This window comes from Paracraurococcus lichenis (assembly GCF_030657435.1).
Taxonomy (GTDB): Bacteria; Pseudomonadota; Alphaproteobacteria; order Acetobacterales; family Acetobacteraceae; genus Paracraurococcus; species Paracraurococcus lichenis.
Window position 1 is genome coordinate 25,236 of the sequence record NZ_JAUTWS010000018.1, and the last position, 21,610, is coordinate 46,845.

Annotated in this window: 20 protein-coding genes; 14 read left to right on the plus strand and 6 right to left on the minus strand. The window is 73.1% G+C overall.

The genetic code is table 11. The features are described from left to right. Window positions 1-4: 4 nt before the first annotated feature. The 4 genes from Q7A36_RS19000 to Q7A36_RS19015 all read left to right on the plus strand — a co-directional run bounded on the left by Q7A36_RS19000 (window position 5) and on the right by Q7A36_RS19015 (window position 2,907). Window positions 5-586: a chromate transporter gene (locus Q7A36_RS19000; protein WP_305105312.1), complete on the plus strand. Its 582-nt coding sequence runs from the start codon at window positions 5-7 to the stop codon at window positions 584-586. Then, window positions 583-1,107, plus strand: coding sequence for a chromate transporter (locus Q7A36_RS19005; protein ID WP_305105313.1), 525 nt, complete (start codon window positions 583-585; stop codon window positions 1,105-1,107). Before Q7A36_RS19000 ends, Q7A36_RS19005 begins: the two co-directional genes overlap by 4 nt. A gap of 81 nt (window positions 1,108-1,188) precedes the next feature. Next, complete coding sequence (locus tag Q7A36_RS19010) at window positions 1,189-1,950, plus strand: SDR family NAD(P)-dependent oxidoreductase (protein WP_305105314.1); 762 nt, start codon at window positions 1,189-1,191, stop codon at window positions 1,948-1,950. Between the two features lie 342 nt (window positions 1,951-2,292). After that, a complete protein-coding gene (locus Q7A36_RS19015; RefSeq protein ID WP_305105315.1) occupies window positions 2,293-2,907 on the plus strand; it encodes a hypothetical protein in 615 nt (204 codons plus the stop codon). 393 nt (window positions 2,908-3,300) lie between these two features. Here the strand turns inward: Q7A36_RS19015 and Q7A36_RS19020 are convergent, their stop codons facing one another. From Q7A36_RS19020 to Q7A36_RS19030, 3 genes are all read right to left on the minus strand, one after another. Then, window positions 3,301-4,083, minus strand: a complete 783-nt coding sequence (locus tag Q7A36_RS19020) for an SHOCT domain-containing protein (RefSeq protein WP_305105316.1) — start codon at window positions 4,081-4,083, stop codon at window positions 3,301-3,303. 144 nt (window positions 4,084-4,227) lie between these two features. Beyond that, on the minus strand, window positions 4,228-6,318 hold the full coding sequence (locus tag Q7A36_RS19025) for a TonB-dependent receptor family protein (RefSeq protein ID WP_305105317.1): 2,091 nt from the start codon (window positions 6,316-6,318) through the stop codon (window positions 4,228-4,230). 57 nt (window positions 6,319-6,375) lie between these two features. Then, on the minus strand, window positions 6,376-6,765 hold the full coding sequence (locus tag Q7A36_RS19030) for a DUF2946 family protein (protein WP_305105318.1): 390 nt from the start codon (window positions 6,763-6,765) through the stop codon (window positions 6,376-6,378). Between the two features lie 64 nt (window positions 6,766-6,829). Between Q7A36_RS19030 and Q7A36_RS19035 the strand changes: the two genes are divergently transcribed. From Q7A36_RS19035 to Q7A36_RS19070, 8 genes are all read left to right on the plus strand, one after another. Continuing rightward, window positions 6,830-8,257, plus strand: coding sequence for an FAD-binding oxidoreductase (locus Q7A36_RS19035; protein WP_305105319.1), 1,428 nt, complete (start codon window positions 6,830-6,832; stop codon window positions 8,255-8,257). A gap of 42 nt (window positions 8,258-8,299) precedes the next feature. Next, on the plus strand, window positions 8,300-8,866 hold the full coding sequence (locus Q7A36_RS19040) for a Uma2 family endonuclease (protein WP_305105320.1): 567 nt from the start codon (window positions 8,300-8,302) through the stop codon (window positions 8,864-8,866). 116 nt (window positions 8,867-8,982) lie between these two features. Continuing rightward, entirely contained in the window at window positions 8,983-10,182 is a 1,200-nt protein-coding gene (lptF, locus tag Q7A36_RS19045; RefSeq protein WP_305105321.1) for an LPS export ABC transporter permease LptF, read from the plus strand. After that, window positions 10,179-11,303: an LPS export ABC transporter permease LptG gene (lptG, locus tag Q7A36_RS19050; protein ID WP_305105322.1), complete on the plus strand. Its 1,125-nt coding sequence runs from the start codon at window positions 10,179-10,181 to the stop codon at window positions 11,301-11,303. The genes lptF and lptG overlap by 4 nt, the downstream gene beginning before the upstream one ends. Next, window positions 11,300-13,636, plus strand: a complete 2,337-nt coding sequence (locus Q7A36_RS19055; protein WP_305105323.1) for an LPS-assembly protein LptD — start codon at window positions 11,300-11,302, stop codon at window positions 13,634-13,636. Before lptG ends, Q7A36_RS19055 begins: the two co-directional genes overlap by 4 nt. Before the next feature lie 234 nt (window positions 13,637-13,870). After that, window positions 13,871-14,839, plus strand: coding sequence for a tripartite tricarboxylate transporter substrate binding protein (locus Q7A36_RS19060; RefSeq protein ID WP_305105324.1), 969 nt, complete (start codon window positions 13,871-13,873; stop codon window positions 14,837-14,839). A gap of 113 nt (window positions 14,840-14,952) precedes the next feature. After that, a complete protein-coding gene (locus Q7A36_RS19065) occupies window positions 14,953-15,909 on the plus strand; it encodes a tripartite tricarboxylate transporter substrate binding protein (RefSeq protein ID WP_305105325.1) in 957 nt (318 codons plus the stop codon). Continuing rightward, on the plus strand, window positions 15,906-16,820 hold the full coding sequence (locus tag Q7A36_RS19070) for a hypothetical protein (protein WP_305105326.1): 915 nt from the start codon (window positions 15,906-15,908) through the stop codon (window positions 16,818-16,820). Before Q7A36_RS19065 ends, Q7A36_RS19070 begins: the two co-directional genes overlap by 4 nt. 37 nt (window positions 16,821-16,857) lie before the next feature. Here Q7A36_RS19070 and Q7A36_RS19075 read toward each other — a convergent pair whose 3' ends face one another. Further along, window positions 16,858-17,193 (minus strand): hypothetical protein, encoded by a 336-nt coding sequence (locus tag Q7A36_RS19075; protein ID WP_305105327.1) that lies wholly within the window; start codon window positions 17,191-17,193, stop codon window positions 16,858-16,860. 211 nt (window positions 17,194-17,404) lie between these two features. Continuing rightward, window positions 17,405-17,719 (minus strand): hypothetical protein, encoded by a 315-nt coding sequence (locus Q7A36_RS19080; protein ID WP_305105328.1) that lies wholly within the window; start codon window positions 17,717-17,719, stop codon window positions 17,405-17,407. A gap of 219 nt (window positions 17,720-17,938) precedes the next feature. Between Q7A36_RS19080 and Q7A36_RS19085 the strand changes: the two genes are divergently transcribed. Beyond that, a complete protein-coding gene (locus Q7A36_RS19085) occupies window positions 17,939-18,412 on the plus strand; it encodes a DUF1203 domain-containing protein (protein WP_305105329.1) in 474 nt (157 codons plus the stop codon). A 6-nt stretch (window positions 18,413-18,418) separates the two neighbouring features. Here Q7A36_RS19085 and Q7A36_RS19090 read toward each other — a convergent pair whose 3' ends face one another. After that, the gene (locus Q7A36_RS19090; protein ID WP_305105330.1) at window positions 18,419-20,284 is read right to left on the minus strand and encodes an ABC-F family ATP-binding cassette domain-containing protein; all 1,866 of its coding nucleotides are present in this window, start codon (window positions 20,282-20,284) and stop codon (window positions 18,419-18,421) included. Window positions 20,285-20,456: 172 nt separating this feature from the next. Between Q7A36_RS19090 and Q7A36_RS19095 the strand changes: the two genes are divergently transcribed. Next, window positions 20,457-21,593, plus strand: a complete 1,137-nt coding sequence (locus tag Q7A36_RS19095; RefSeq protein WP_305105331.1) for a carboxylate-amine ligase — start codon at window positions 20,457-20,459, stop codon at window positions 21,591-21,593. Window positions 21,594-21,610: the final 17 nt, after the last annotated feature.

Consider the following 21,610-nt stretch of genomic DNA (forward strand, 5'->3'; position numbering starts at 1 on the left):
CGCCTTGCCCGATGCGCCGCCGACCACGGTCGTGCCCAGCCGCGCCGACCTCTTCCTCGGCTATCTCAAGATCGGCCTCTTCGGCTTCGGCGGCGTCGCCGCCTGGGCGCGGCGCGTCATCGTCGAGGAGCGCCACTGGCTGACCGAGCGCGAATATGCCGAGGTGCTCGGCCTCGGCCAGGTGCTGCCCGGGCCGAATGTGGGCAATGCCGCTGTCATGATCGGCCGGCGCTTCCACGGCCTGCCCGGCGCGCTGCTGGCGACCGGCGGGATCTACTGCGCGCCGCTGCTGATCCTGATCGGCCTCTGCCTGCTCTATGAGCGCTACGGGCAATTGCCCGCGGTGGCGCCGGCCATGGCCGGCATCGCCGCGGCCGCGGCCGGCATGGTCATCGGCACCGCCATCAAGATGGTGGTGAAGCTGAAGCTGGCGCCGGAGGCGATCGGCATCCTCATCCTCGCCGCCTTCGCCGCCGCCTGGCTGCGCCTGCCCCTGCCGCTGATCGTCCTGGCGCTGGCGCCGCTCTCCATCGCCGCCTCGCTCTGGCGCGCCGGGCTGATCCTGCGGGACGAGGCGGCACGATGACCCTGCTGCTGCAGATCCTGCTGACCTTCGGCATCCTCTCCCTCGTCGCGGTCGGCGGCGCCAATGCCGTGCTGCCGGAGATGCACCGGCAATTGGTCGAGCTGCGGGGATGGCTGGACGACGCGACCTTCGCGCAGCTCTATGCCCTTGCCCAGGCGGCGCCGGGGCCGAACATCCTGGTCGCCAGCGTCATGGGCTGGCGCATCGGCTCCTGGGGTGGGATGGCGATGGCGACCATCGGCATGCTGCTGCCGGCCGCCATGCTGGCCTGGGGCGTCGCCGGCCTGACGCACCGGCTGCGCGGCGCGCCCTGGCTGAAGCCGGCGCAGGCCGGGCTGGTGCCCGTCGCGGTCGGGCTGCTGCTGGCCGCCGGGCTGGTGATGGCCGAGGCCTCGAGCCAGTTCGGCCTGCTGCCGCTGGTCATCGTCGCCGCCTCGACCGTCTTCGTCTGGCGCACCAGCTACAGCCCGCTCTGGGTGCTGGCCGGCGGCGGCATCCTCGGGCTGGTCCTTCTCCGGTAGCGCCGGGCCGCGGCCGGGCATGGACCCCATGCGCGGCGGGATGCTTGCATTGCGCAGGACACCGAGAGGGGGAGCACGACCATGGACCTCGGACTGAAGGGCCTCTGCGCCATCGTCACCGGCGGCAGCAAGGGCATCGGCCGCCGCTGCGCCGAGATCCTCGCCGATGAGGGCGCGCATGTCGCGATCTGCGCCCGCAACGCCGCCGAGGTGGAGGCGACCGTCGCCGCGCTGCGGGCCAGGGGCGTCACCGCCTTCGGCCAGGCGGTCGATGTCGCGGACAAGCCGGCGCTCGAGGCCTGGGTGGCGGCGAGCGCCGCGGCGCTCGGCGGCATCGACATCGTCGTCGCCAATGTCTCCGCCCTCGCGGTCACCGATGACGAGGCTGCCTGGAAGGCGGGCTTCGAGACGGACATGATGCACACCGTCCGCGTGGTGAACGCGGCGATGCCCTATCTCGAGCAGTCGAAGGCGGCCTCCATCACCGCGGTCAGCAGCGTCTCCGGCCGCGAGATCGACTTCACCGGCCCGGCCTATGGCGCTTTCAAGGCGGCCCTCGTCCATTATGCGCAGGGGCTGGCCTTCCGCCTGGCCGGCAAGGGGATCCGCGCCAATACCGTCTCGCCCGGGAATACCTATTTCGAGGGCGGGATCTGGCAGTGGATCGAGACCAACAACCCGGCCCTCTTCAAGGAAGCCCTGGCGCTGAACCCGACGGGACGCATGGCGAAGCCGGAGGAGATCGCCCGCGGCGTGGTCTTCCTGGCGAGCCCTGCTTCGTCCTTCACCACCGGCACCAACCTGGTGATCGACGGGGCGCTGACCCGCGGCGTGCAACTCTGAGTGGCGGGCGCCAGGGGCTTGCCGCCCGAGGCGCGGCGCGCGGTCTGGCGCGGCGCGGACCCCGAGAGGGGCGCGGAACCCCGGAGCCGGCACCCCTGATGCTTTGGATCGGAGGCGCGGCGCCGGGACCCGGCATCGCCAGGCCGTCCACCCGCGCGGCGGCAGCGCCACCGGCGTGAGTGGCGCGGCGTCCTCCCATCCAGGACGCCCCGGTTCTTCCGGTTGCCATGGCGGCTGTGCATGAACAAGCGATCATGCCGGCCGGCACTCCTATTGGCCGCCATGAGACGCCGCGCGTTGTCGGGGCGCCGCGGGAGCGACCCGCGGGGTGGGCGGTGGCGGATGGCGGACCGGGAGGGCATCGACGCCAGGCTGGCGGCCATGCGGGCTATGCTGCAGCGGATGCGGGCGCGCGTCGCGGAGAGCCAGCACCGCCTCGCCGCGAGCCAGGCCTTGCTGGCGCGGGGCGCCGCGCGGTTGCAGAGAGAGGGGCGCATGTCGGACGACAGGAAGGGCAATGATCCCGGTCCGGAGGTTGCGGCGCAGGCCCAGGACCGTGGCGCCGAGATGCGGCGCGCGCGCGCCGCGGAGCGGCAGGCCGCCGCCGAGGCGGACCGGGAGGCGGCGGAGCGGGAGCGGGTCCTGGCCGAGACGGCGCGGCACGCCGGCGAGGAGGGGCGCGAGGTGGCCGAGGTCGGCCGCTCCGTGGCCGAGGATGCGCGCGCGGCGGCGGAGGAGGTGCGGACGGCGCGCGAGGAGGTGCGCAAGGCCCGCGAGGAGATCTACAGGATCCGCGAGGAAGTCCGGCAGATCGCCGAGGCGCTGCGCGTCGACGCGGAGCGGCTGCGGGCGGAGGCCGAGGCCGAGCGCCGCGAGGCGGAGCGGTTGCGCGCCGAGATGCAGGAGGCGCGCGCGGCGGCGCGGCCGGACGGAAAGCGGACGGGCGACGGCCGATAGCCCGCCGGGATGGCGCCTGTTCCAGGGGAGGGCTGCCGTCGCGGGCCCGGCCCGCCGGGTCCGGATGCCGCCCTTCTCCGGCGCAGGGAGGGGTGCCGCGCCGGCGGTTCACGGCCAGGGCGGATTGCCGGCCGGCGGTCTCCCGGCCGGGACCGGGCACGCCGCGCTTGCGCCCTCGCGCCCGCCGGACTATAGGAATATTGTCAAGGCCCGGGCCGCGCCCATGGCCCGGGATGGCAGGGGCGCGGCGGCCGTAAAATTCCTCAAAAATAAAACCCGCCGCGGCCGAAGCCGCGGAAAACCTGGCCTGCGCCGAATTGGGGCCGGATCGGACTCAGCGCCGCTGAAGCGAATTCGGCCGGTTTGACCGGAATTGAGCGGCCATGAATCAGCCTATAGCCGCGCCAGCAGCTCCGCCTTCTTCGCCGCGAATTCCGCATCCGTCAGGATGCCGCGCTGGTGCAGCTCGCCGAGCTTCTCGAGCATCGCCAGCGGGTTTTCGCCGCCCGCCGCCGGGGCCGCCGGCGCCCGGCCCTGTGCCGGCGGGGGCTCCTGCGGCTGTTGCTGCTGCTGGCCCGGGGCGTCGAGCGGCCGCAGGTCCTCCAGCCGCACCTCGCCCTGGCTGGTGGAGAAGCGCAGCGACTGGCCGAAGCCCTGCTGCTGCGACACGCCGTAGATCTGCAGGTTGCCCGTGTCGTAGAGGCGCGTGACGCCGCCCTGCTGCACCGCGAGCCGGCCGGCCTCGGGGAAATGCGCATAGCGCATGTCGTTCTGCCCGCCCGAGGACGCCGGCGCGCCGAGCTCCGCCGGCCACCAGTTGGACGGCGCGAAGCCCATGCCGCCGCCGCCCTGCCACTGCTGCTGGCCGCCGGTCCCGGGCGCGGAGGGGGCTGCCGGCGGGGCGAAGACCGGCATCTCCCGCAGCAGCCCGGCCAGGTCCTGCGCCAGCGCGTCCACCCGCGCCTTCAGCGCGTTGTTGAACATGTCGCCGATCATCAGCATGCCGCCCTGGCTCCACTGGCCCATGCCGCCGAGCTCGGGATGGCTGAACTGCGCCATGCTGCCGCCGCCGGCGGCGAGCGCCCGCAGCAGCGTCCCGGCAGCCTCCGGGCTGACGCCCTGGCGCGCGGCGATCTCCTCCAGGCGCCGGCGCGCGGTATCGGTCAGGTCCTGCATGGCGGTGCTCCATCCTGGTTGCGTCGGCATCGCATGGGGCGCCGCCGCGGGGAAACCGCGCAGCCCCGCCCGCGCGTCAATCCGCCGTGTAGCCGCCGCGCCGCCGGGCGGAAACGGCCCGCGGCGCGGCGGTCCGGCGCGGCCTCAGAAGGCGATGCGCGTCCCGGCATAGAGGCTGCGCCCGTCGCCCGGGTAGAACATGGTGGTGTTCGCCCCCGGCGCGCGCGCATCGGCGATGGTGGTGACATCGGAAATGTAGCGCTTGTTCGTCAGGTTGCGCGCATCGAGGAAGAGCGTGACGCCCGGCCCGACGGTCACGCCCGCCTCCAGCCCCAGCTTGAGATAGCTGTTGGCGCGCACCGTATTGGCATAGTCGAGCCAGGCGCCTTGCGGCACCCAGTCCAGCGCCGGCCGGACGAAGAAGCGGTCGGGCTGGGCATAGGTGAGGGTGGTGCGCAGCACATGCGGCGGCAGGCCGGCGATGCGGTTGTCGCCATATTGCGGGTCGCCGCGGAAGCGGAAGTCGTTGAAGGTCCAGACCTGGCCGAGCGTCACCCGGTCGCCCGCCGCCGCCAGGTCGCGCACCAGGTCGCCGTGCAGCGCGAACTCGACGCCCTGGTTCACCGTGGTGCCGGCATTTTGGGTGAAGGCCGGCACGCTCGGGTCGGTCGAGAATTGCAGCAACTGGCCGTTGATGTTGGAGCGGAAGAGCGTGAGGTCCCAGCCGATCCGGTCCAGCCGGCCGCGGGTGCCGACCTCCACCGTCCAGGCGCGCTGCGCTTGCAGCGGCACGAAGCCGGTGATGCCGCGCACGGTCTGCGTCAGGTCGGAGAAGTCCGGCACGTCCTGGCTGCGCGTCAGGTTGGTGAAGACCTGCACCTCCGGCCGCGGCTGCCAGAGCAGGCCGATCTTGGGATTGATCCCGTCATAGGTCCGGCCGAGCGAGACGGCGCCGCGCGAGGAGGTGAGGCCGCGGCCGCGGTCCTCGTAGTCCCGCTCGTCCCGCAGCGCCTTGGCGCCGGCGACCAGCGCCAGGCTCGGCAGGACCCAGAGCCGGTTCTCGGCATAGGCCTCGTAATTCTGCGCCCGCTGCACGGAGGAGAGCGTCTGCCGCCCGCGCGAGCCGCGGTTGTTCACGTACTGGTCGGCGTCGTTGGTGCCGGCGAAGTAGCGCGCGCCGATGACGAGGTCGTTGCGCAACCCCGCGACGGTGAAGCCGTGCGTCCAGCGTGGCGCGACGCCCCAGGTCAGGCCGTCCTGGTCGATCACCTGGAAGATCGGGTGGTAGAGCCGCTTGTGGACGACCCAACTGTCGACGTCGATCTGCCCGGCATCGAGCCGCACGGTGGTGCGGTTGGCGAAGCGCTCCGCCCAGATGTTGCGCGCCTGGTTGCCGGAGACGGCCTGCGGGTTCGCCTTGCGCGGGTCGTTCAGCGCATCCGAGAGGCTGAGCGCGCCGGGCAGCAACTGCCGCGTCTCGTAGACGCCGGCATAGAAGCGCGTCTCGATGCTGTCGGAGATGCGGTAGCCGAGATTCGCGTTGAACTGGTCGTAGCTGCCGCGGCTGTGCTGCCGCCAGCCATCGCTCGAGGCATGGGAATGGTTGGCGAGCGCATCCCAGTCGTCCCAGACACGGGAGACCTGGCCGGAGAGGCGCCAGGTGCCGAATGTCCCGCCCTCCGCCCGCAGGATGGTCTCCGCCTCCGCCGTCCGTGCGGTCGGGGTGACGACATTCACCGCGCCGCCGAGGGTCGAGGCGCCGAAGGGCAGCGCATTGCCGCCGGGATGGACCGTGACGCTCTGGCTGGCGAGAGGATCGATCTGGTAGAAATCCCCCGACCCGTCCGCGAGGTTCACGGGGATGCCGTCCTGCAGCACCTCGATGCCGCGGAGGTGGAAGCCGCGGGCGATGCCGGAGCCGCGGATCGAGAGGCGCAATTCCTGCCCATAGCGTTCCTGCACGAAGACGCCCGGCGTATCGGCGAGGACGTCGCGCAGGGTGAAGGCGCGGCGGTTCTGGAACTCCCCGGCCTCGATGAAGCGGACCGCGGCGGGGGCCTGCTCCACCTGCCGGCGCTGCTCGGCGACCGGCGGGACGGTGAGGGAGCCGGGCGCCTGCCCGATGACCTGCAGCTCCGGCAGGGTGGCGCTGGGCTCGGGCGCCTGGGCCAGGGCGGCGGCGGGGAGCAGGGCGGCGAGCAGCGCGCCGCTCCGGGCGCGCGAAAGCGATGGCATGCGGGATCTCCTGACGACGGAAGGCCGCGCCGCGGGGCGGCGTGGCGGGCGCGGGCGTCAGGCGAGGGGCGGGGCGCGGGGCTGTTGCGGCGGCGCGCGGGCCGGCGCGGGCGGCAGGCCGGCAACCGGCGGCGGCACCAGGGCGGCGTAGCGGACCGGTGCCGCGGGCAGGGCCGGGGCCTCCGCCGCCGGGGCGGCGGCGCCGGGGCAGAGCGGGCAGCTGTCATGCGCATGCGGGGTGGGGGACTGGGGCTGCCCATCCTCCCCGAGCAGCATGGTCTGCATGCCCTCGGCGGTGCAGATCTCGACCGCCTGGCCGGCGGCGGTGGCCGCGAGCGGTGCGAGGCAATGCGCGAAGGCCGCCCCCCACTGCAGCGACAGCAGCAGGGCCAGCACGACCGACAGCCAGGGCGCGCGGCGGACCATGCGGCCCCTATGCCCGATCATGTCGGTCGCGTCATCCCCTCCGGCGCAATTGACCTGGACGCCCGTCCGGCTCACGAGTCCCGCCATGCCCGACGACCAGCCCCTGCCCCCTTCCTTGCTCGACCGCCTGCAGGCCCTGCTCGGCCCGCGCGGGCTGCTGACCGACCCGGCCGACCTGGCGCCGCACCTCTCGGACTGGCGGAACCTCTACCGGGGCCGCACGCCCTGCGTCATCCGCCCCGGCTCGGTCGAGGAATTGGCCGCGGCGGTCAGGCTCTGCGCCGCCGCCGGCACGCCGCTGGTGCCGCAGGGCGGCAATACCTCCATGGTCGGCGGCGCGACGCCGGACGAGGGCGGCGGGCAGGTGGTGGTCTCGCTCGCCCGGCTGAACCGTGTCAGGGACATCGACCCGCTCGACATGACCATGACCGCCGAGGCGGGCCTGGTGCTGAAGGCGGCGCAGGACGCGGCTGCCGAGGCCGGCTGCCTCTTCCCGCTCTCGCTCGGCGCCGAGGGCACGGCGACGGTCGGCGGCGTGCTGTCCACCAATGCCGGCGGCAATACCACGGTCCGCTACGGCAATGCCCGCGACCTCATGCTGGGGCTCGAGGTCGTCCTGCCGGACGGGCAGGTCTGGAACGGGTTGCGGCGGCTGCGGAAGGACAATACCGGCTACGCGCTGCGGCATCTCTTCGTCGGCGCCGAGGGGACGCTCGGCTTCGTCACCGCGGCCGTGCTGCGCCTCTTCCCCCGGCCGCGGGAGACCGAGGTCGCGCTCTGCGCCGTGCAGGACGAGGATGCGGCCCTCGCCCTCTTCCGCCGCTTCCGCGACCGCGACGAGGGCGCGGTGCGTGCCTTCGAATACATGTCGGGCGAGGGCGTCGGCTTCTACGCGAAGCACATCGAGGGCGGCACGGTCCCGCTGCCGGGCTTCGACCACTACGTCCTGGTGGACCTTGCCTCCTCCCGCCCCGAAGCCGGGCTGCGCGGCCTGCTCGAGGCGGTGCTGGAGGAGGCGCTGGAGGCCGGGGAGGTGCTCGACGCCACCATCGGCGAGAGCGAGGCGCAGCGGCATGCGCTGTGGCGCATCCGCGAGGAGCACCCGGAGGCGCAGAAGCGCGAGGGGGCGAGCGTGAAGAACGACGTCTCCGTGCCCGTCTCCAGGACCCCGGAGCTGATCCGGCGCTCCTCCGAGGCCTGCCGGGCGCTGATCCCGGGCGTCCGTCCCGTGCCCTTCGGCCATATGGGCGACGGCAACATCCACATGAACCTGGAGCAGCCGGTGGGCATGGACCCGGCCGAATTCCTCGCCCGCAGCCACGACATCATGGAGACGGTGAACGCGGTGGTCCGCGACCTCGGCGGCAGCTTCTCGGCCGAGCACGGCATCGGCCGGCTCAAGACCGACATGATGGAGGACTGGCGCGGCGGGGCGGAGCTCGACCTGATGCGGCGGATCAAGGCGGCGGTGGACCCAAAGGGGCTGATGAACCCGGGGAAGGTGCTGCCGTAACGGGCGGCCGCGCCCTATATTGGGCGGCGGAGGTCCGATGCCGTGAACGCCGCCCCGCAGCGCCGCATGACGGCCGATGAGTTCATCGATTGGGCCGACCGGACGGATTTCCGCGGCGAACTCGTGGCCGGGGAGCCGGTGGCGATGTCGCCGGAGCGGATCGAGCATGGCGAAGTGAAGGGCACGGCCTATGCGGCGCTTCGAGACGCGATCCGCCGCGCGCGCCTGCCCTGCCAGGCCATCGTCGACAGCGTGGCCGTCCGCGTGGATGACGGGACGGTCTACATGCCCGACGTGCTGGTCCGCTGCGGCAGCCGCCTGCCGCGCGGGACGATCATCGTCCCCGATCCGCTGATCGTCGTCGAAGTCCTGTCGCCCTCGACCGCCGCGACCGATGCGGGCGCGAAGCTGGAGGACTACTTCCGGATCCCCTCCGTGATGCATTACCTGATGCTGCGCACCGATCGCCGGACCATCATCCACCATGCCCGGGATGAGGCGGGAGGCATCACCACCCGAATCCTCCGGAGCGGCGCCCTCGTGCTCGACCCGCCCGGGCTGACCCTCGACCTCGCCGCCCTGTTCGAGGACGACCTGCCCCCGGCCTGACCGCCGCCCGCCCCCGGGGCCCCGTCCCCCGCGCCACACCTGCGGCAGCATCGCAACATCCCGGGCCGCCGCCGCTTTCCCCGGCCCCCCGCCCTCGCTAGGGTGCCGCCGGCCCCATGACCCGTCTCGACCGCTACATCTTCCGCCAGCTCGCCGTGGCCCTCCTCGCCGTGACCATCGGGCTCGCGGCCCTGGTCTGGCTGACGCAGTCGCTGCGCTTCATCGAGCTGGTCCTCGACCGTGGCCTCTCCTTCCTCGTCTTCATCGAGCTGACGGGCCTGCTGCTGCCGAGCTTCTTCGCCGTCATCCTGCCGATCACCACCTTCGTTGTTACTTTGTTTGTCTATGTCCGCCTCTCCTCGGACCGCGAGCTGGTGGTCATGCGCGCCGCCGGCCTCTCGCAATGGCGCCTCGCCCGCCCGGCCCTCGGCCTCGCCCTGGTCGCGGTCATGGCCTGCTACGGGCTGAACCTCTGGCTGGTGCCGGCCAGCCAGGCCGCCTTCCGGGCCTGGCAATTCGAGATCCGCAACCAGCTCGCCGCCATCCTGGTGCAGGAGGGCGTCTTCTCCTCCATTGGCGACGACCTGACGGTCTATGCCCGCTACCGCGACCGGGACGGCACGTTGCGCGGCATCCTGGTGCACGATGCGCGGGAGCGCGGCGCCCCCGTCACCATCCTGGCCGAGGCCGGCCGCATCACCCCCGGCCCCAATGGCCCGCGCGTGACCCTGATGAACGGCGAGCGCCAGCAGATCGAGCGCGTGCCGCCGCCCGCCGGCGCGGCGCCCGGCACGCCGCCGACCACCCGGCTCAACGTCCTCTCCTTCTCCGAGAACAGCGTCGACCTCGCCCGCACCGGCCGCGGCAGCGGGGAGGGCGGGGAGCGCTACCGCAATGCCCAGGAACGCACGCTGGACGAGCTGCTGCACCCCGACCCCGCCGACCACGTGCCCGACCGCGACCTCCGCCGCTTTCGGGCGGAGGCGCATCAGCGCCTCGCCTCGCCGCTGAATGCCATCGGCTTCGGCCTGGTCGCGCTGGCGACGGCGCTGACCGGCCAGTTCCGCCGGCATGGCGGCGGCCTCCGGCTCTTCACCGGCATCGCCGTGGTGGTGGTGCTCCTCGCGCTCGGCCTGATGACCAACAACCTGGCGGCGCGGCAGAATGCCATGATCCCGCTGATCTGGCTGAACGCCCTGGCGCCGGGGCTGGTGGCGTGCTGGGTCCTCGCCGACATGCCCGGCCTGCCCTACGGCCTGTTCCGCCGGCGCGTGCGGCCGCCTGCCCAGCATGCCTCCGGGCCGGGGCCGGCATGACCCTCGCCACCACGCTCACCCTCTATGTCGCGCGCCGCTTCCTCGGCGCGACCTTCGCCATGCTGGCCGGCCTGACCCTGCTGGTCGCGCTCTTCGACTTCATCGAGCTGCTGCGCCGCGCCGCGACAAGGCCGGATGCCGGCTTCGCGCTCGTCGCCAGCATCGCCGCGCTGCGCCTGCCCTTCGTCGCCCTGCAGATCCTGCCCTTCGCCATCCTGCTCGGCGGCATCCTGGCCTTCTGGCGCCTCACCCGCTCCTCGGAACTGGTGGTGGCACGGGCCGCCGGCATCTCCGCCTGGGGCTTCCTCTCGGGGCCGGTCCTCGTCGCGCTGCTCTTCGGCGTGATCGGCACCGCCGCCGTCTCGCCGCTCTCCTCGGCCATGCTCGCCCGGGCCGAGCGGATGGACTATGCCTATCTCCGCAACAGCGCCGGCCTGACCGCCATCGCCGGCGGCAGGCTCTGGCTGCGTCAGGCCGACCGGGGACTCGACCCGCAGGGGGTGGCCATCCTCTCGGGCCGGCCGGTCGCGGCGCGCCCCGGGGACCGGCCGGCCGGCTTCGAGATGACCGATGTCAGCCTCTGGCGACTCGCCTCGTCCGACCGGCCGCTGGCGCGGATCGAGGCGCCGCGCGCCCGGCTGCAGCCCGGCCGCTGGATGCTGGAGGACAGCATCACCTTCCTCACGGGACGCGCGGCCGGCCGGCCCGAGACCCTGTTCTTCCCGACCGACCTGACCCCGGACCGGATCGAGAACAGCTTCGCCTCGCCCGACACGCTCTCCTTCTGGGCGCTGCCCGGCTTCATCGCGGTGCTGGAGGCGGCCGGCTTCTCCGCCGTGCGGCACCAGCTGCATTTCCAGAGCCTGCTGGCCCTGCCGGTGCTGGCGGTCGCCATGGCGCTGCTCGCCGCCGGCTTCTCCATGCGGCCCTCGCGCCGCGGCGGCGTCGCGCAGATGATCGGCGCCGGCGTCTCGGCCGGCTTCGCGCTCTTCGTGCTCGACAAGATCACCAGCGAGTTCGGCGAGGCCGGCACGCTGCCGGTGGAACTCGCGGCCTGGGCGCCCACCGTCGCCGGCCTGCTGCTCGCCCTCGCCCTGCTGCTGCACCTGGAGGATGGATGAGCCCCGTGCCGGACCGGATGCGCCACCTCCGCCTGCCTGCGCTGCTGCTCCTGCTGGCCGGGCTGCCCGGCGCCGCCCTCGCGCAATACGACCAGCCGACCGTCACGCCGCGCGACCCGACGCCGCTGCCCGGCGCGACGGGCAGCCGGCCGCAGCGCATCGAGCCCTTCGCCGGCCTCGGCGGCAGCGGCCCGCGGCAGGACCCGAACGCGCCCGTCACCTTCACCGCCGACGAGGTGGAATACGACCGGGAGACCGGCGTGGTCACCGCCCGCGGCAAGGTGGAGGCCTGGCAGGGCGAGCGGCTGCTGCGCGCCGATGTCTTCACCTACAACCGCAACACCGGGGTCGCGACCGCCAAGGGCAATGTCCAGCTCCTCGAGCCGGACGGCACCGTGCTCTTCGCCGAGGAAGCCGAGCTGAAGGACCGCTTCCGCGACGGCGTGCTGGAAGGCGTGCGCGCCCTGCTGGCCGCCAACGGCAAGATGGCGGCGAACGGCGCCCGCCGCACCGGCGGCACGATCAACGAGCTGGCGCGGGTGGTCTATTCCTCCTGCGACCTCTGCAAGGACGACCCGACCGCGCCGCCGCTCTGGCAGGTGCAGGCGCGCCGCGCGACGCAGGACAAGGAGGCGCTGCGGATCTCCTACCGCGACGCCACCGTGCGCATGTTCGGCGTGCCGGTGCTCTACACGCCCTATCTCTCGCACCCCGACCCGTCGACGCCGCGCGCCTCGGGCTTCCTCTTCCCGACGGTCGGCTATACCCGCTTCCTCGGCCTGTTCGGCGAGACGCCCTATTTCTGGGCGATCGACCAGACCTCGGACCTGACGATCACGCCGATCTTCTCCGACCGGCAATATCCGAATCTCGGCCTCGAATACCGCAAGCTCTTCAATTTCGGCGAGATCCAGGGCAGCGCCTCGGTCGGCGGCTTCAACGGCAACGACACCTCCGGCAAGGCGGCGGGCGGCCGGGAGGACCTGGCCGGCCATATCTTCCTCAAGGGCCGCTTCACGGTCGACGAGAACTGGCGCGCCGGCTTCGACCTGAACCGCGCGAGTTCCGAGCTCTACCTCCGGACCTTCCGCTACGAATACCGCCGGGTGCTGACCAGCCAGGTCTATACCGAGGGCTTCTGGGGCACCGAGGGCTATGCCCGCTTCGACGCCCGCGCCTATCAGGGCCTGCGGAGCGTCGACGACACGCGGCAGGTGCCCTATGTCCTGCCGAACATCTATGTCGAGCGGGCGCCGCGCGAGAAGATCCTGGGCGGCAACCTGACGCTGGATGCCGGCATCCTCGGCATCTACCGCGACATCGGCAGCCAGACCCAGCGCATCGCCACCCGCGCCCGCTGGGAGCGGCCGGAGGTCGATCCCTTCGGCAGCCTCTGGACCTTCCGGCTGCAAGGCGACGCCATCGGCTACCGCGCCCAGGGCCAGCAGGAGCCGCCGACCAACCTGCCGGACGCCAATGGCACGCGCGGCGTCGGCAATCTCCGCGCCGCGGTGGACTGGCGCATGCCCTTCGTCCGCAGCGCCGGCGAGTACGGCACCCAGACCATCGAGCCGCATGTGCAGTTCGTGACGGGTCCCCGCCAGGGCCCGCAGCGCAGCGTGCCGAACGAGGACAGCGTCGATTTCGAGTTCACCGACGCCAATCTCTTCGCCCTGAACCGCTTCACCGGCCGCGACCGGCAGGAGGGCGGCACCCGCATCGACACCGCGCTGCGCGGCGCCTGGGACTTCCCGAATGGCGGCCAGGTCGAAGGGCTGGTCGGCCGCTCCTACCGCATGGACGACGACTTCCGGCAGGAGAACCCCTATCCCGGATCGGGCCTCGACAAGCGCGCCTCCGCCTGGGTGGCGCGGCTGCGCGTGGCGCCGACACCCTGGCTCGAGACGATCGGCCGCGTGCGGACGGACCCCGACCAGCCCTTCGTGACGCAGTTGACGGATACGGTGGCGAACCTGACGGTCGGGCCGGCCACCTTCTCCGCGGGCTACCTGCATTCCGTGCCGCTGCCCTACCTGATCCCGGAAGTCGGCGGGACCATCCGCACGCGCGACGAGATCAGCCTCGGCGTCAGCGGCCGCATCGGGCAGTACTGGCGTGCCGGCGTCTCCGGCAAGTACGACCTCAAGATCGACCGGCCGGTGCTGGCCCAGGGCTTCGTCGGCTACGAGGACGAGTGCTTCATCCTCGAGGGCCGCTTCATCAAGCGCTTCGCCCAGGACCCGACGACGCAGACGCTCTATCCCGCGAACACGATCGTGCTGTTCCGCCTCGGCTTCAAGACGCTGGGCGAGTACTTCTTCCGCGCGATCTGATACCGACGCCCCTGAACCTTGGCACGTTCAGGGGCCCCTCAGACGCCGGGCGCGAACCTCCGGTTCGCTTGGCTTCGCGCCATCCGGCGCGGCGCCCGTTCGGGCGCTCGGCCCGGTCGGCAGACCGGGCCGTTGTCATGGCGCGGCACCCGGCGCCGCTTGCCGGCGGCGCCGGATGGGTGCATCCGACCGCCGCCGCGCCGCGACGCCGGCGCATCCGGGAGCAGAACCGCCATGACCCTTCGCCTCCGCCGCCGCGCGACGCTCGCGCTCGGCGCCGCCGCGCTCGCCAGGCCTGCCATAGCCCAGGCGCCCTATCCCGCGCGGCCCATCCGCATGTACGTCCCCTGGGCTCCGGGCGGCACCACGGATGTGCAGATGCGCGCGCTGTGCGACGCGGCCTCCCGCCGCGCCGGGCAGCCTGTCGTGGTGGAGAACAAGTCGGGTGCCGGCGGCATCCTCGGCGCCCAGGCGATGCTGAACGACAAGCCGGACGGCTACTCGCTGGGGCAGATGCCCGTCTCGGTCTTCCGCACGCCACTGATGTCCAGCCGGCCGATGTACGACCCGGTGAACGACTTCACCTACATCGTGCATCTCTGCGGCTATCTCTTCGGTGTCGTGGTGCGCGCCGATGCGCCCTGGAAGACCTTCCCGGAGTTCCTGGACTACGCCAAGGCCAATCCGGGCAAGGTGAATTACGGCACGCCGGGCATCGGCACCTCGCTGCACCTGACGATGGAGCGCATCGCCTCCGACCGCGAGATCGACTGGACCCATGTCCCCTTCCGCGGCTTCGCCGAGAACATGAACGCGCTGCTCGGCGGCCAGATCGACGCGCTGGCCGACAGCAGCGGCTGGGCGCAACTGGTCGAGGATGGCCGCGCCCGGCTGCTGGTCACCTGGGGCGAGGCGCGCGCGAAGCGCTTCCCCGATGCGCCGACGCTGCGCGAGGTCGGGATCGACATCGTCAGCGCCTCTCCCTACGGCATCGGCGGCCCGAAGGGCATGGATCCCGGCCTGGTGCGCGCCATCCACGACATCTTCCGCGACGCGCTGCAGGACCCCGCGCATCTCGCGATCCTGGAGCGCTTCGACATGCCGGTGATGCTGAAGGGACCGGAGGAATACCAGGCCTTCGTCCGCCGGCAGGTGGAGGAGGATAGGGCGATGATCCGCAAGCTCGGGCTGAAGCTGAACTGATTGCGGGGCCCACGCTCCGGCGCCCGCGCGATGGGGGTGGCGCGGGGCGGCGGGCGTGGCGCATGCTCCCCGGCAGACCGGCGCCAAGCCGGCTGCCGCAAGGGAGAACGCCGATGCCCCTGCCCATCGCCCGCCGCGCCCTGCTCCTGGCCGGCCTCGCCGCGCCCGCCCTGGCGCAGAGCCGCTACCCCGACCGGCCGGTGCGCGTCTTCGTGCCCTGGACGCCGGGCGGCGCCACCGACATCCAGATGCGCTCGGTCTGCGACATCGCGCAGCGGCATCTCGGCCAGCCCATCGTGGTGGAGAACCGCCCGGGCGCGAGCGGCACGCTGGGCGCGGTCGCGCTGAAGGACGCCAGGCCGGACGGCTACACGTTGTCGCAGATGCCGAACGGCGTCTTCCGCATGCCGGCCATGCAGGCGAAGCCGCAATGGGACCCGGTGCGGGACTTCACCTGGATCCTCCGGCTGGTCGGCTACATGGGCGGCGTGGTGGTGCGGCCGGACGCGCCCTGGCGCGGCCTGCCCGACCTCGTCGACCATGCGCGCGCGCATCCGGGCCGGGTGAACTACGGCACGCCCGGGGCCAATACGACCGAAGTGCAGATGCAGACGCTGGCGAAGCTGGCGGGGATCGAATGGGTGCCGGTGCCCTTCCGCGGCGCCGCGCCGAACCTGCAGGCGCTGCTGGCCGGCGACATCCATGTCTCCGCCGAGACCAGCGCCTGGGCGGACATGGCGCTGGAGGGAAGGCTGCGGCCGCTGGCCGTCTGGACGGGCGAGCGGGCGAAGCGCTTCCCCGAGGTGCCGACCTTCCGCGAACTGGGCTGGGACGTGCTGGGCGAGAGCAGCTACGGCATCGCCGGCCCGCGCGGCATGGATCCCGAGGTGGTGCGCGCCATCCACGACGCCTTCCGGGCGGCGGTGCACGACCCGCAGCACCTGGCGGTGCTGGCGCGCTTCGACATGCCGGTGCGCTACCTCGGCACCGAGGATTTCGCCAACGAGGCGGTGCTGCTGATGGAGGAGGCGAGGCGGATCGTGCGCGAGCTTGGGCTGAAGCAGGTGTGAGCACCCTGCATCTCCGCTGCGGCGACGACCTGCGGGAGGTCCTGCCGCGCGCCGGCCTCGCCGGCGACTACCTCTGCTTCTCCGATCCGGTCTGCGTCGGGCCGGCGGAGGATCATGGCGACCTGCTCGCCTGGCTCGGCATGCGGGCACGCTATGTCGCGCTGCATGCGGGGCAGGATGCCGGGCAGGTGCGGCTGCGGCTCGGCCGCGAATACGCCGCGCTGAACGGGCTGCAGCGCTACGACGCCGTGCATCTCTGGTTCGAGCACGACCTCTGGGACCAGGCGGCGCTGATCCGCATCCTCTCGCTCGTCGCGGAGAAGCGGCAGTTGCGCGGCAGGCTGTGGCTGATGCCGGCGGACGGGGTGCGGACCTTCCCCGAGATGCCGGAGGCGGAGCTCGCCGCGCTGCGGCCGGCGCCGCTGACCGACCTGCAGATCGAGCAGGCGGCGGAGGCCTGGGATGCCTTCGCGGCGCCCGATCCGCGGGCGCTGGAGGCGCTGTCCCGCCGCGCGCTGGCGCTGCCCTTCCTGGCCGCGGCGATGCGGCGGCACCTGCGCGACCTGCCCTGGACGAGCGACGGCCTGGGCGAGACGGAGCGCATGGTGCTGCGGGCGGTGGCGGAGGGTGCGGCGACCGAGGGCCAGGTGCATGCGGCGCTGCGCGGGGCGGATGCCGTCTTCCACGTGACGGACCTGATCACGCGGGAGGTGATCGGGCGCCTGCGCATCGGCCCGAAGCGGCCGCTGCTGGCGAAGGATCCGCTGCGCCTCTCGCCGCAGGGCGAGGCGCTGCTGGCCGGCGCGGCACGGCACCGCCCACCGCCGCGGGCGCATGCGGGCATCGCGGTCCTGCCGGATCCTCCCTGGCTCTGGGATCCCGCAGCCGAGGGAGTAGTAAAGGGCGATTAGCGCGAAGGGGCGGGGCCAGGCCCCGCCCCGCCGTGGCTCAGCTGCCGGACTGCGAGGAATGCACCCTCGCCAGGCCGGTCGGCGCCGGCGCCGCGTTGCGGTAGGTCACGTGGCGGCTGTTCGCGTCGCCCGTGATCTCGGCGACGAGGCCGCTGGAGGCCTGTGCCTGCGGCGTGCTGCCATAGGCGATGGTGCGGTTGTCCGCCTCGCCGGTGATGCGGGCAAAGCCGCCGCCGACGACGTTCGCGGGCGGCGCGTCATAGACAACCTCGGCATCCGGGCCGCCGCCGACCAGACGCGGGCCGCCCTGCGCGAAGGCGATGCCGGTCAGGCCGAGTGCCAGCGTGGAAGCCAGGAGCATGGTGCGAAGCATGGTGAATGTCCTTCAAGTCGGTGGACGACGTCGCGTCGTCCTCTTGCACCGGAAGATGGGCTATCGCGGTGCGAAATCCCAATGCAGGTAGTGAATGCCTATGATTTGCGCCTTGGATGGCAGTTTCTGGTGCAGCGACGCCTGCCTCACGGTGGCGTGAAGTAAGGTTCGCCCGCCGGCGCCGATGTCGTGGCCGCCGGCGGGCCTGCCGTCACCGGCCCTGCGAGCGGGTCAGGCTCTGCGCCAGGACCACCGAGCCTTCAGCGGTGCCGGTGACGAAGCGCCGGTCCTCGCCGCCGCCGACGATGAACACGTCGCGGCCGGGCCGGGCCTGCACCGCCTCGGCGGTGATGCTGCGGTTCTCGCCGCCGCCGCTGATCTGCGCCCGCGCGCCGCCGACGACGTTCTGCGAAGGCGCGGTGTAGATCACGGCGCTGTCCTCGCCGCCGCCGACGAGCTGCGGGGCGGCCTGCGCGGCGCCGGCGGCGAGCGTGATGACGGAGGCGAGGGCGAGGTTGCGGATCATGGCGGGTCTCCTTCGGTTCGTTGCTGGACGGCGTTTTGCGCCATCCGGTGACCCGAAGGATGCGCGCCGGCGCACAGCCTGCCCAATGCCGTGTCCGGATGCAGCCGATTTGCCCGGCGCATGATGCGGGCCGGCGCGCCGCGGCATGCCGGCGCAACCGGCGGATGGCGGCACGGCCGCGAGGCGGCCAGCCTGCCCGCATCAGCCGAGGAGCCTGCCATGCCGCATTTCCGCTGCCTCCCCATCCCGTCCGGGACCGCCGCGCGCTGGCGCGCCACGGGCCATGACGACCGCGGCGGCGCGCTGCACCGGCGCGTGGTGGACGGGCCGGGCTTTCCCTGCCGGCACTGCCTGCAACTCGGCGAGCCCGGCGAGGCCATGCTGCTCGGCAGCTACGACCTGCCGCATCCGCAGGGCGTCTATTGGACCCCGAGCCCGATCTTCCTGCACGCCCGCGACTGCGCCCGCTTCGCGGCGGTGGACGAGATCGCGCCCATCGTGCTGGCGAACGGGATGGTGTCGGTCCGCAGCTACGATGCGGCGGAGCTGTGCCTCTACGACCTCGGCGCGGTCAGCGAGGGCCGGGAGGTGGCGCCGGTCCTCGAACGCGCGCTCGCCGATCCGCGCACGCGCTTCGTCAACATCCACACCGCGCGGCCGGGCTGCCTGCTGACGGCGGTGGAGCGGCTTTAGCCGGAACTACGCCGCCTCCAGCTTCTCCTGCAGCTCGAGCCACTCGGTCTCCAGCGCCTCGACCTCCTTCGCGATCGCGGCGCGGCGGGCGGTGGCGCGGGTGATCAGCTCCGCATTGTTGTTGGCGTAGAGCCGCGGATCGGTCAGCGCGGTGTCGATGCTCGCGGCCTCGGCGTTCAGCTTGGCAAGCTGCGCCTCCACCCGCTTCACGCGGTCGCGCAGCGGCGCCAGCGCCACGCGCGCCTCGGCCCGCTCGCGCCGCTCGTCGCGTCGGGTCGGCGCCGCCTCCAGCTTCGCGGCCGGCCGCGCCCGCTCGGCGAGCAGCGCGCGGTACTCGTCGAGGTCGCCGTCAAAGCTGCGCACGGTGCCGTCGGCGACCAGCCAGAGCCGGTCGGCCGCCAGCTCCACCAGATGCGGGTCGTGGGTGATGAGCACGACGGCGCCGCCGAACTCGGCCAGCGCCTTCACCAGCGCCTCGCGCGCATCGATGTCGAGGTGGTTGGTCGGCTCGTCCAGGATCAGCAGATGCGGCGCGTCGCGCGTGCAGAGCGCCAGCAGCAGCCGCGCCTTCTCGCCGCCCGAGCAGGCCGATATCAGCGTCTCCCCCCGGTCGGCATCCAGCCCAAAGCGGGCGAGCTGGCTGCGGCACTGCGTCTCCGTCGCGCGCGGCAGCGCCGCCTGCATGTGGGAGAGGGGGGTGCCGCGCGGGTCCAGCTCCTCCGCCTGGTGCTGCGCGAAATAGCCGACCTTCAGCTTGGTCGAGCGATGGACATCGCCCGCCATGGGCGCGAGCCGCCCGGCCAGCACCTTGGCGAGCGTCGACTTGCCGTTGCCATTGGCGCCGAGCAGCGCAATGCGGTCTTCCTGATCCAGCCGCAGGTTCATCCCCTGCAGCACGGCGCGGCCGTCATAGCCCGCGCTGCCGCGCTGGATGGAGAGGACGGGCGGGGGCAGGGCGGTCGGCTCGGGGAAGGCGAAGCGCGTCACCGTGTCCTCGACCACTGCCTCGATCGGCGGCATGCGCTCCAGCGCCTTGAGGCGGGACTGCGCCTGGCGCGCCTTGGTCGCCTTGGCGCGGAAACGGTCCACGAAGGCCTGGATGCGGGCGCGCTCGGCCGTCAGCTTCTCGTTCTGCGCCACCTGCTGCGCCTGCCGCTCCGCCCGCACGCGGACGAAATTCTCGAAGCCGCCGGGGTAGAAGGTGATCTTCCCGCGGTCGAGATGGGCGATGGCATCGACGCAGCGGTCGAGCATGCCGCGGTCGTGGGAGACGACGATGGCCGCGCCGGGGAAGCGCTGCAGCCAGCCCTCCAGCCACATCGTGGCCTCGAGGTCGAGGTGGTTGGTCGGCTCGTCCAGCAGCAGCAGGTCGGGCTCGAGGAAGAGGGCGCGGGCGAGGGCGACGCGCATCCGCCAGCCGCCGGAGAACTCGGCGATCGGCCGGGCCTGCGCCGCGGCGTCGAAGCCGAGGCCGGCCAGGATGGTCGCCGCCCGGGCCGGGGCGCTGTCGGCCTGGATGGCGATCAGCCGCTCATGGATCTCGGCCAGGCGATGGGCGTCCGGGTGGCCCTCCAGCGCGGCCAGCAGCGAGGCGCGCTCCGTATCCGCGGCCAGCACCGTCTCCAGCAGGCTGTCCGGGCCGCCGGGCGCCTCCTGCGCGACATGGCCGAGGCGGGCGCGGGCGGCCAGGCGGATCTCGCCGCCATCCGGGTGCAAATCCCCGATGATGGCCTTCAGCAGGGTGGACTTGCCGGCGCCGTTGCGCCCGACCAGGCCGACCTTGCGGCCAGGGTCCACCACCAGCTCGGCCCCTTCCAGCAGGGCGCGGCCGGCGATGCGGAGCGTGAGGTCGCGGATGGCGAGGACGGTCATGGCCGCCCCTTCCTAACCGCCCGGGCGGGCCCCCGCCAGCGCGGCGCGCATCCCATCGGCCTCGCGCCTTCGTGGACGGCGGCGAACCGGGCGGCCCCGCCTGCGTCTCGGCCCGGGGAGGAATCGGTCCGCCGGGCCGCCGCCCCGGATGCGCGGGCCAGGGGAGGGCAGCATGGACCACGCCTACCGCTTCGGGATCGAGGAGGAATACTTCCTCGCCGATGCCGGCAGCCGCGGCACGCCGGACCAGGCGGTGCTGGACGCCTTCCACGCCGCGGTGGCGGACCGCCTGCCCGGCATCGAGCGGGAACTGCTCCGGGCCCAGGCCGAGGCCTCCACCCCGCCGGTGACGGACTGCGCGGAGGCGCGGGCGGTGCTGCAGGGGCTGCGGAGCGGCCTCGCCGACCTGGCCGGGGAGCACGGCCTCCGCGTCTTCGCCGCCGGCACCCACCCGCTGGCGCACTGGACGCGCCAGAGCCACACGGAGAAGCCGCGCTACCAGGACCTGGCGCAGGCACTGGGCCTGCCGGGGCGGCGCAACCTGGTCGGCGGCCTGCATGTGCATGTCGAGGTGCCGCGGCCCGAGGCGCGCGTCGACCTGATGAACCGGCTGATGCCCTTCCTGCCGCTGCTGCTGGCCCTCTCCGCCTCCTCGCCCTTCTGGCAGTGCCACCGGACGGGGCTGGCGGCCTATCGGCTCTGCGTCTTCGGCGAGATGCCGCGCACCGGCCTGCCGGAGCTCTTCGACGGGCCGGAGGACTACGACCGGCTGGTCCGGACGCTGACCCGCACCGGGGCCATCCCGGATGCCAGCTATCTCTGGTGGGTGGTGCGGCCCTCCGTGAAATACCCGACGCTGGAGCTGCGGGTGGCCGACAGTTGCACGCGGCTCGAGGATTCGCTCGCCATCGCCGCGCTCTGGCGCTGCTTGGTGCGCTGCGCCGACCGGCGGCCGGAGCTGAACCGCGGCATGACCGGCGCCTCCCGCGCCATCGTCGGGGAGAATCTCTGGCGGGCGCAGCGGGACGGGGTGCGGGCGCTGCTGCTGGAGGAGGGGGAGACGGGCGAGGCCCTGCCGCTCGCCGCGCGGCTGGAGGCGGCGCTCGTCCTGGTCGCCGAGGATGCCGCGGCGCTGGGCTGCGCGGCGGAGGTGGCGGCGGCGCGCGGGATCCTGGCGCGCGGCACCAGCGCCGACCGGCAGGTGACGATCTTCGAGGCAGGCCAGGGGCGCGGCCTGGACGAGCCGGCCGCGCTGGCCCCGGTGGTGGACTGGCTGGCGGCGGCGACGGCGGGGCGGGAGGCCGGCTGACCGACCCGGTAGGGCGG

Bases quoted from the DNA above. Each gene is read 5' to 3' on its own strand.
- Q7A36_RS19005 (WP_305105313.1), top strand. From the start codon at position 583: ATGACCCTGCTGCTGCAGATCCTGCTGACCTTCGGCATCCTCTCCCTC.
- Q7A36_RS19010 (WP_305105314.1), top strand. From the start codon at position 1,189: ATGGACCTCGGACTGAAGGGCCTCTGCGCCATCGTCACCGGCGGCAGC.
- Q7A36_RS19015 (WP_305105315.1), top strand. From the start codon at position 2,293: ATGGCGGACCGGGAGGGCATCGACGCCAGGCTGGCGGCCATGCGGGCT.
- Q7A36_RS19020 (WP_305105316.1), bottom strand. From the start codon at position 4,083: ATGCAGGACCTGACCGATACCGCGCGCCGGCGCCTGGAGGAGATCGCC.
- Q7A36_RS19025 (WP_305105317.1), bottom strand. From the start codon at position 6,318: ATGCCATCGCTTTCGCGCGCCCGGAGCGGCGCGCTGCTCGCCGCCCTG.
- Q7A36_RS19030 (WP_305105318.1), bottom strand. From the start codon at position 6,765: ATGATCGGGCATAGGGGCCGCATGGTCCGCCGCGCGCCCTGGCTGTCG.
- Q7A36_RS19035 (WP_305105319.1), top strand. From the start codon at position 6,830: ATGCCCGACGACCAGCCCCTGCCCCCTTCCTTGCTCGACCGCCTGCAG.
- lptF (WP_305105321.1), top strand. From the start codon at position 8,983: ATGACCCGTCTCGACCGCTACATCTTCCGCCAGCTCGCCGTGGCCCTC.
- lptG (WP_305105322.1), top strand. From the start codon at position 10,179: ATGACCCTCGCCACCACGCTCACCCTCTATGTCGCGCGCCGCTTCCTC.
- Q7A36_RS19055 (WP_305105323.1), top strand. From the start codon at position 11,300: ATGAGCCCCGTGCCGGACCGGATGCGCCACCTCCGCCTGCCTGCGCTG.
- Q7A36_RS19060 (WP_305105324.1), top strand. From the start codon at position 13,871: ATGACCCTTCGCCTCCGCCGCCGCGCGACGCTCGCGCTCGGCGCCGCC.
- Q7A36_RS19065 (WP_305105325.1), top strand. From the start codon at position 14,953: ATGCCCCTGCCCATCGCCCGCCGCGCCCTGCTCCTGGCCGGCCTCGCC.
- Q7A36_RS19075 (WP_305105327.1), bottom strand. From the start codon at position 17,193: ATGCTTCGCACCATGCTCCTGGCTTCCACGCTGGCACTCGGCCTGACC.
- Q7A36_RS19080 (WP_305105328.1), bottom strand. From the start codon at position 17,719: ATGATCCGCAACCTCGCCCTCGCCTCCGTCATCACGCTCGCCGCCGGC.
- Q7A36_RS19085 (WP_305105329.1), top strand. From the start codon at position 17,939: ATGCCGCATTTCCGCTGCCTCCCCATCCCGTCCGGGACCGCCGCGCGC.
- Q7A36_RS19090 (WP_305105330.1), bottom strand. From the start codon at position 20,284: ATGACCGTCCTCGCCATCCGCGACCTCACGCTCCGCATCGCCGGCCGC.
- Q7A36_RS19095 (WP_305105331.1), top strand. From the start codon at position 20,457: ATGGACCACGCCTACCGCTTCGGGATCGAGGAGGAATACTTCCTCGCC.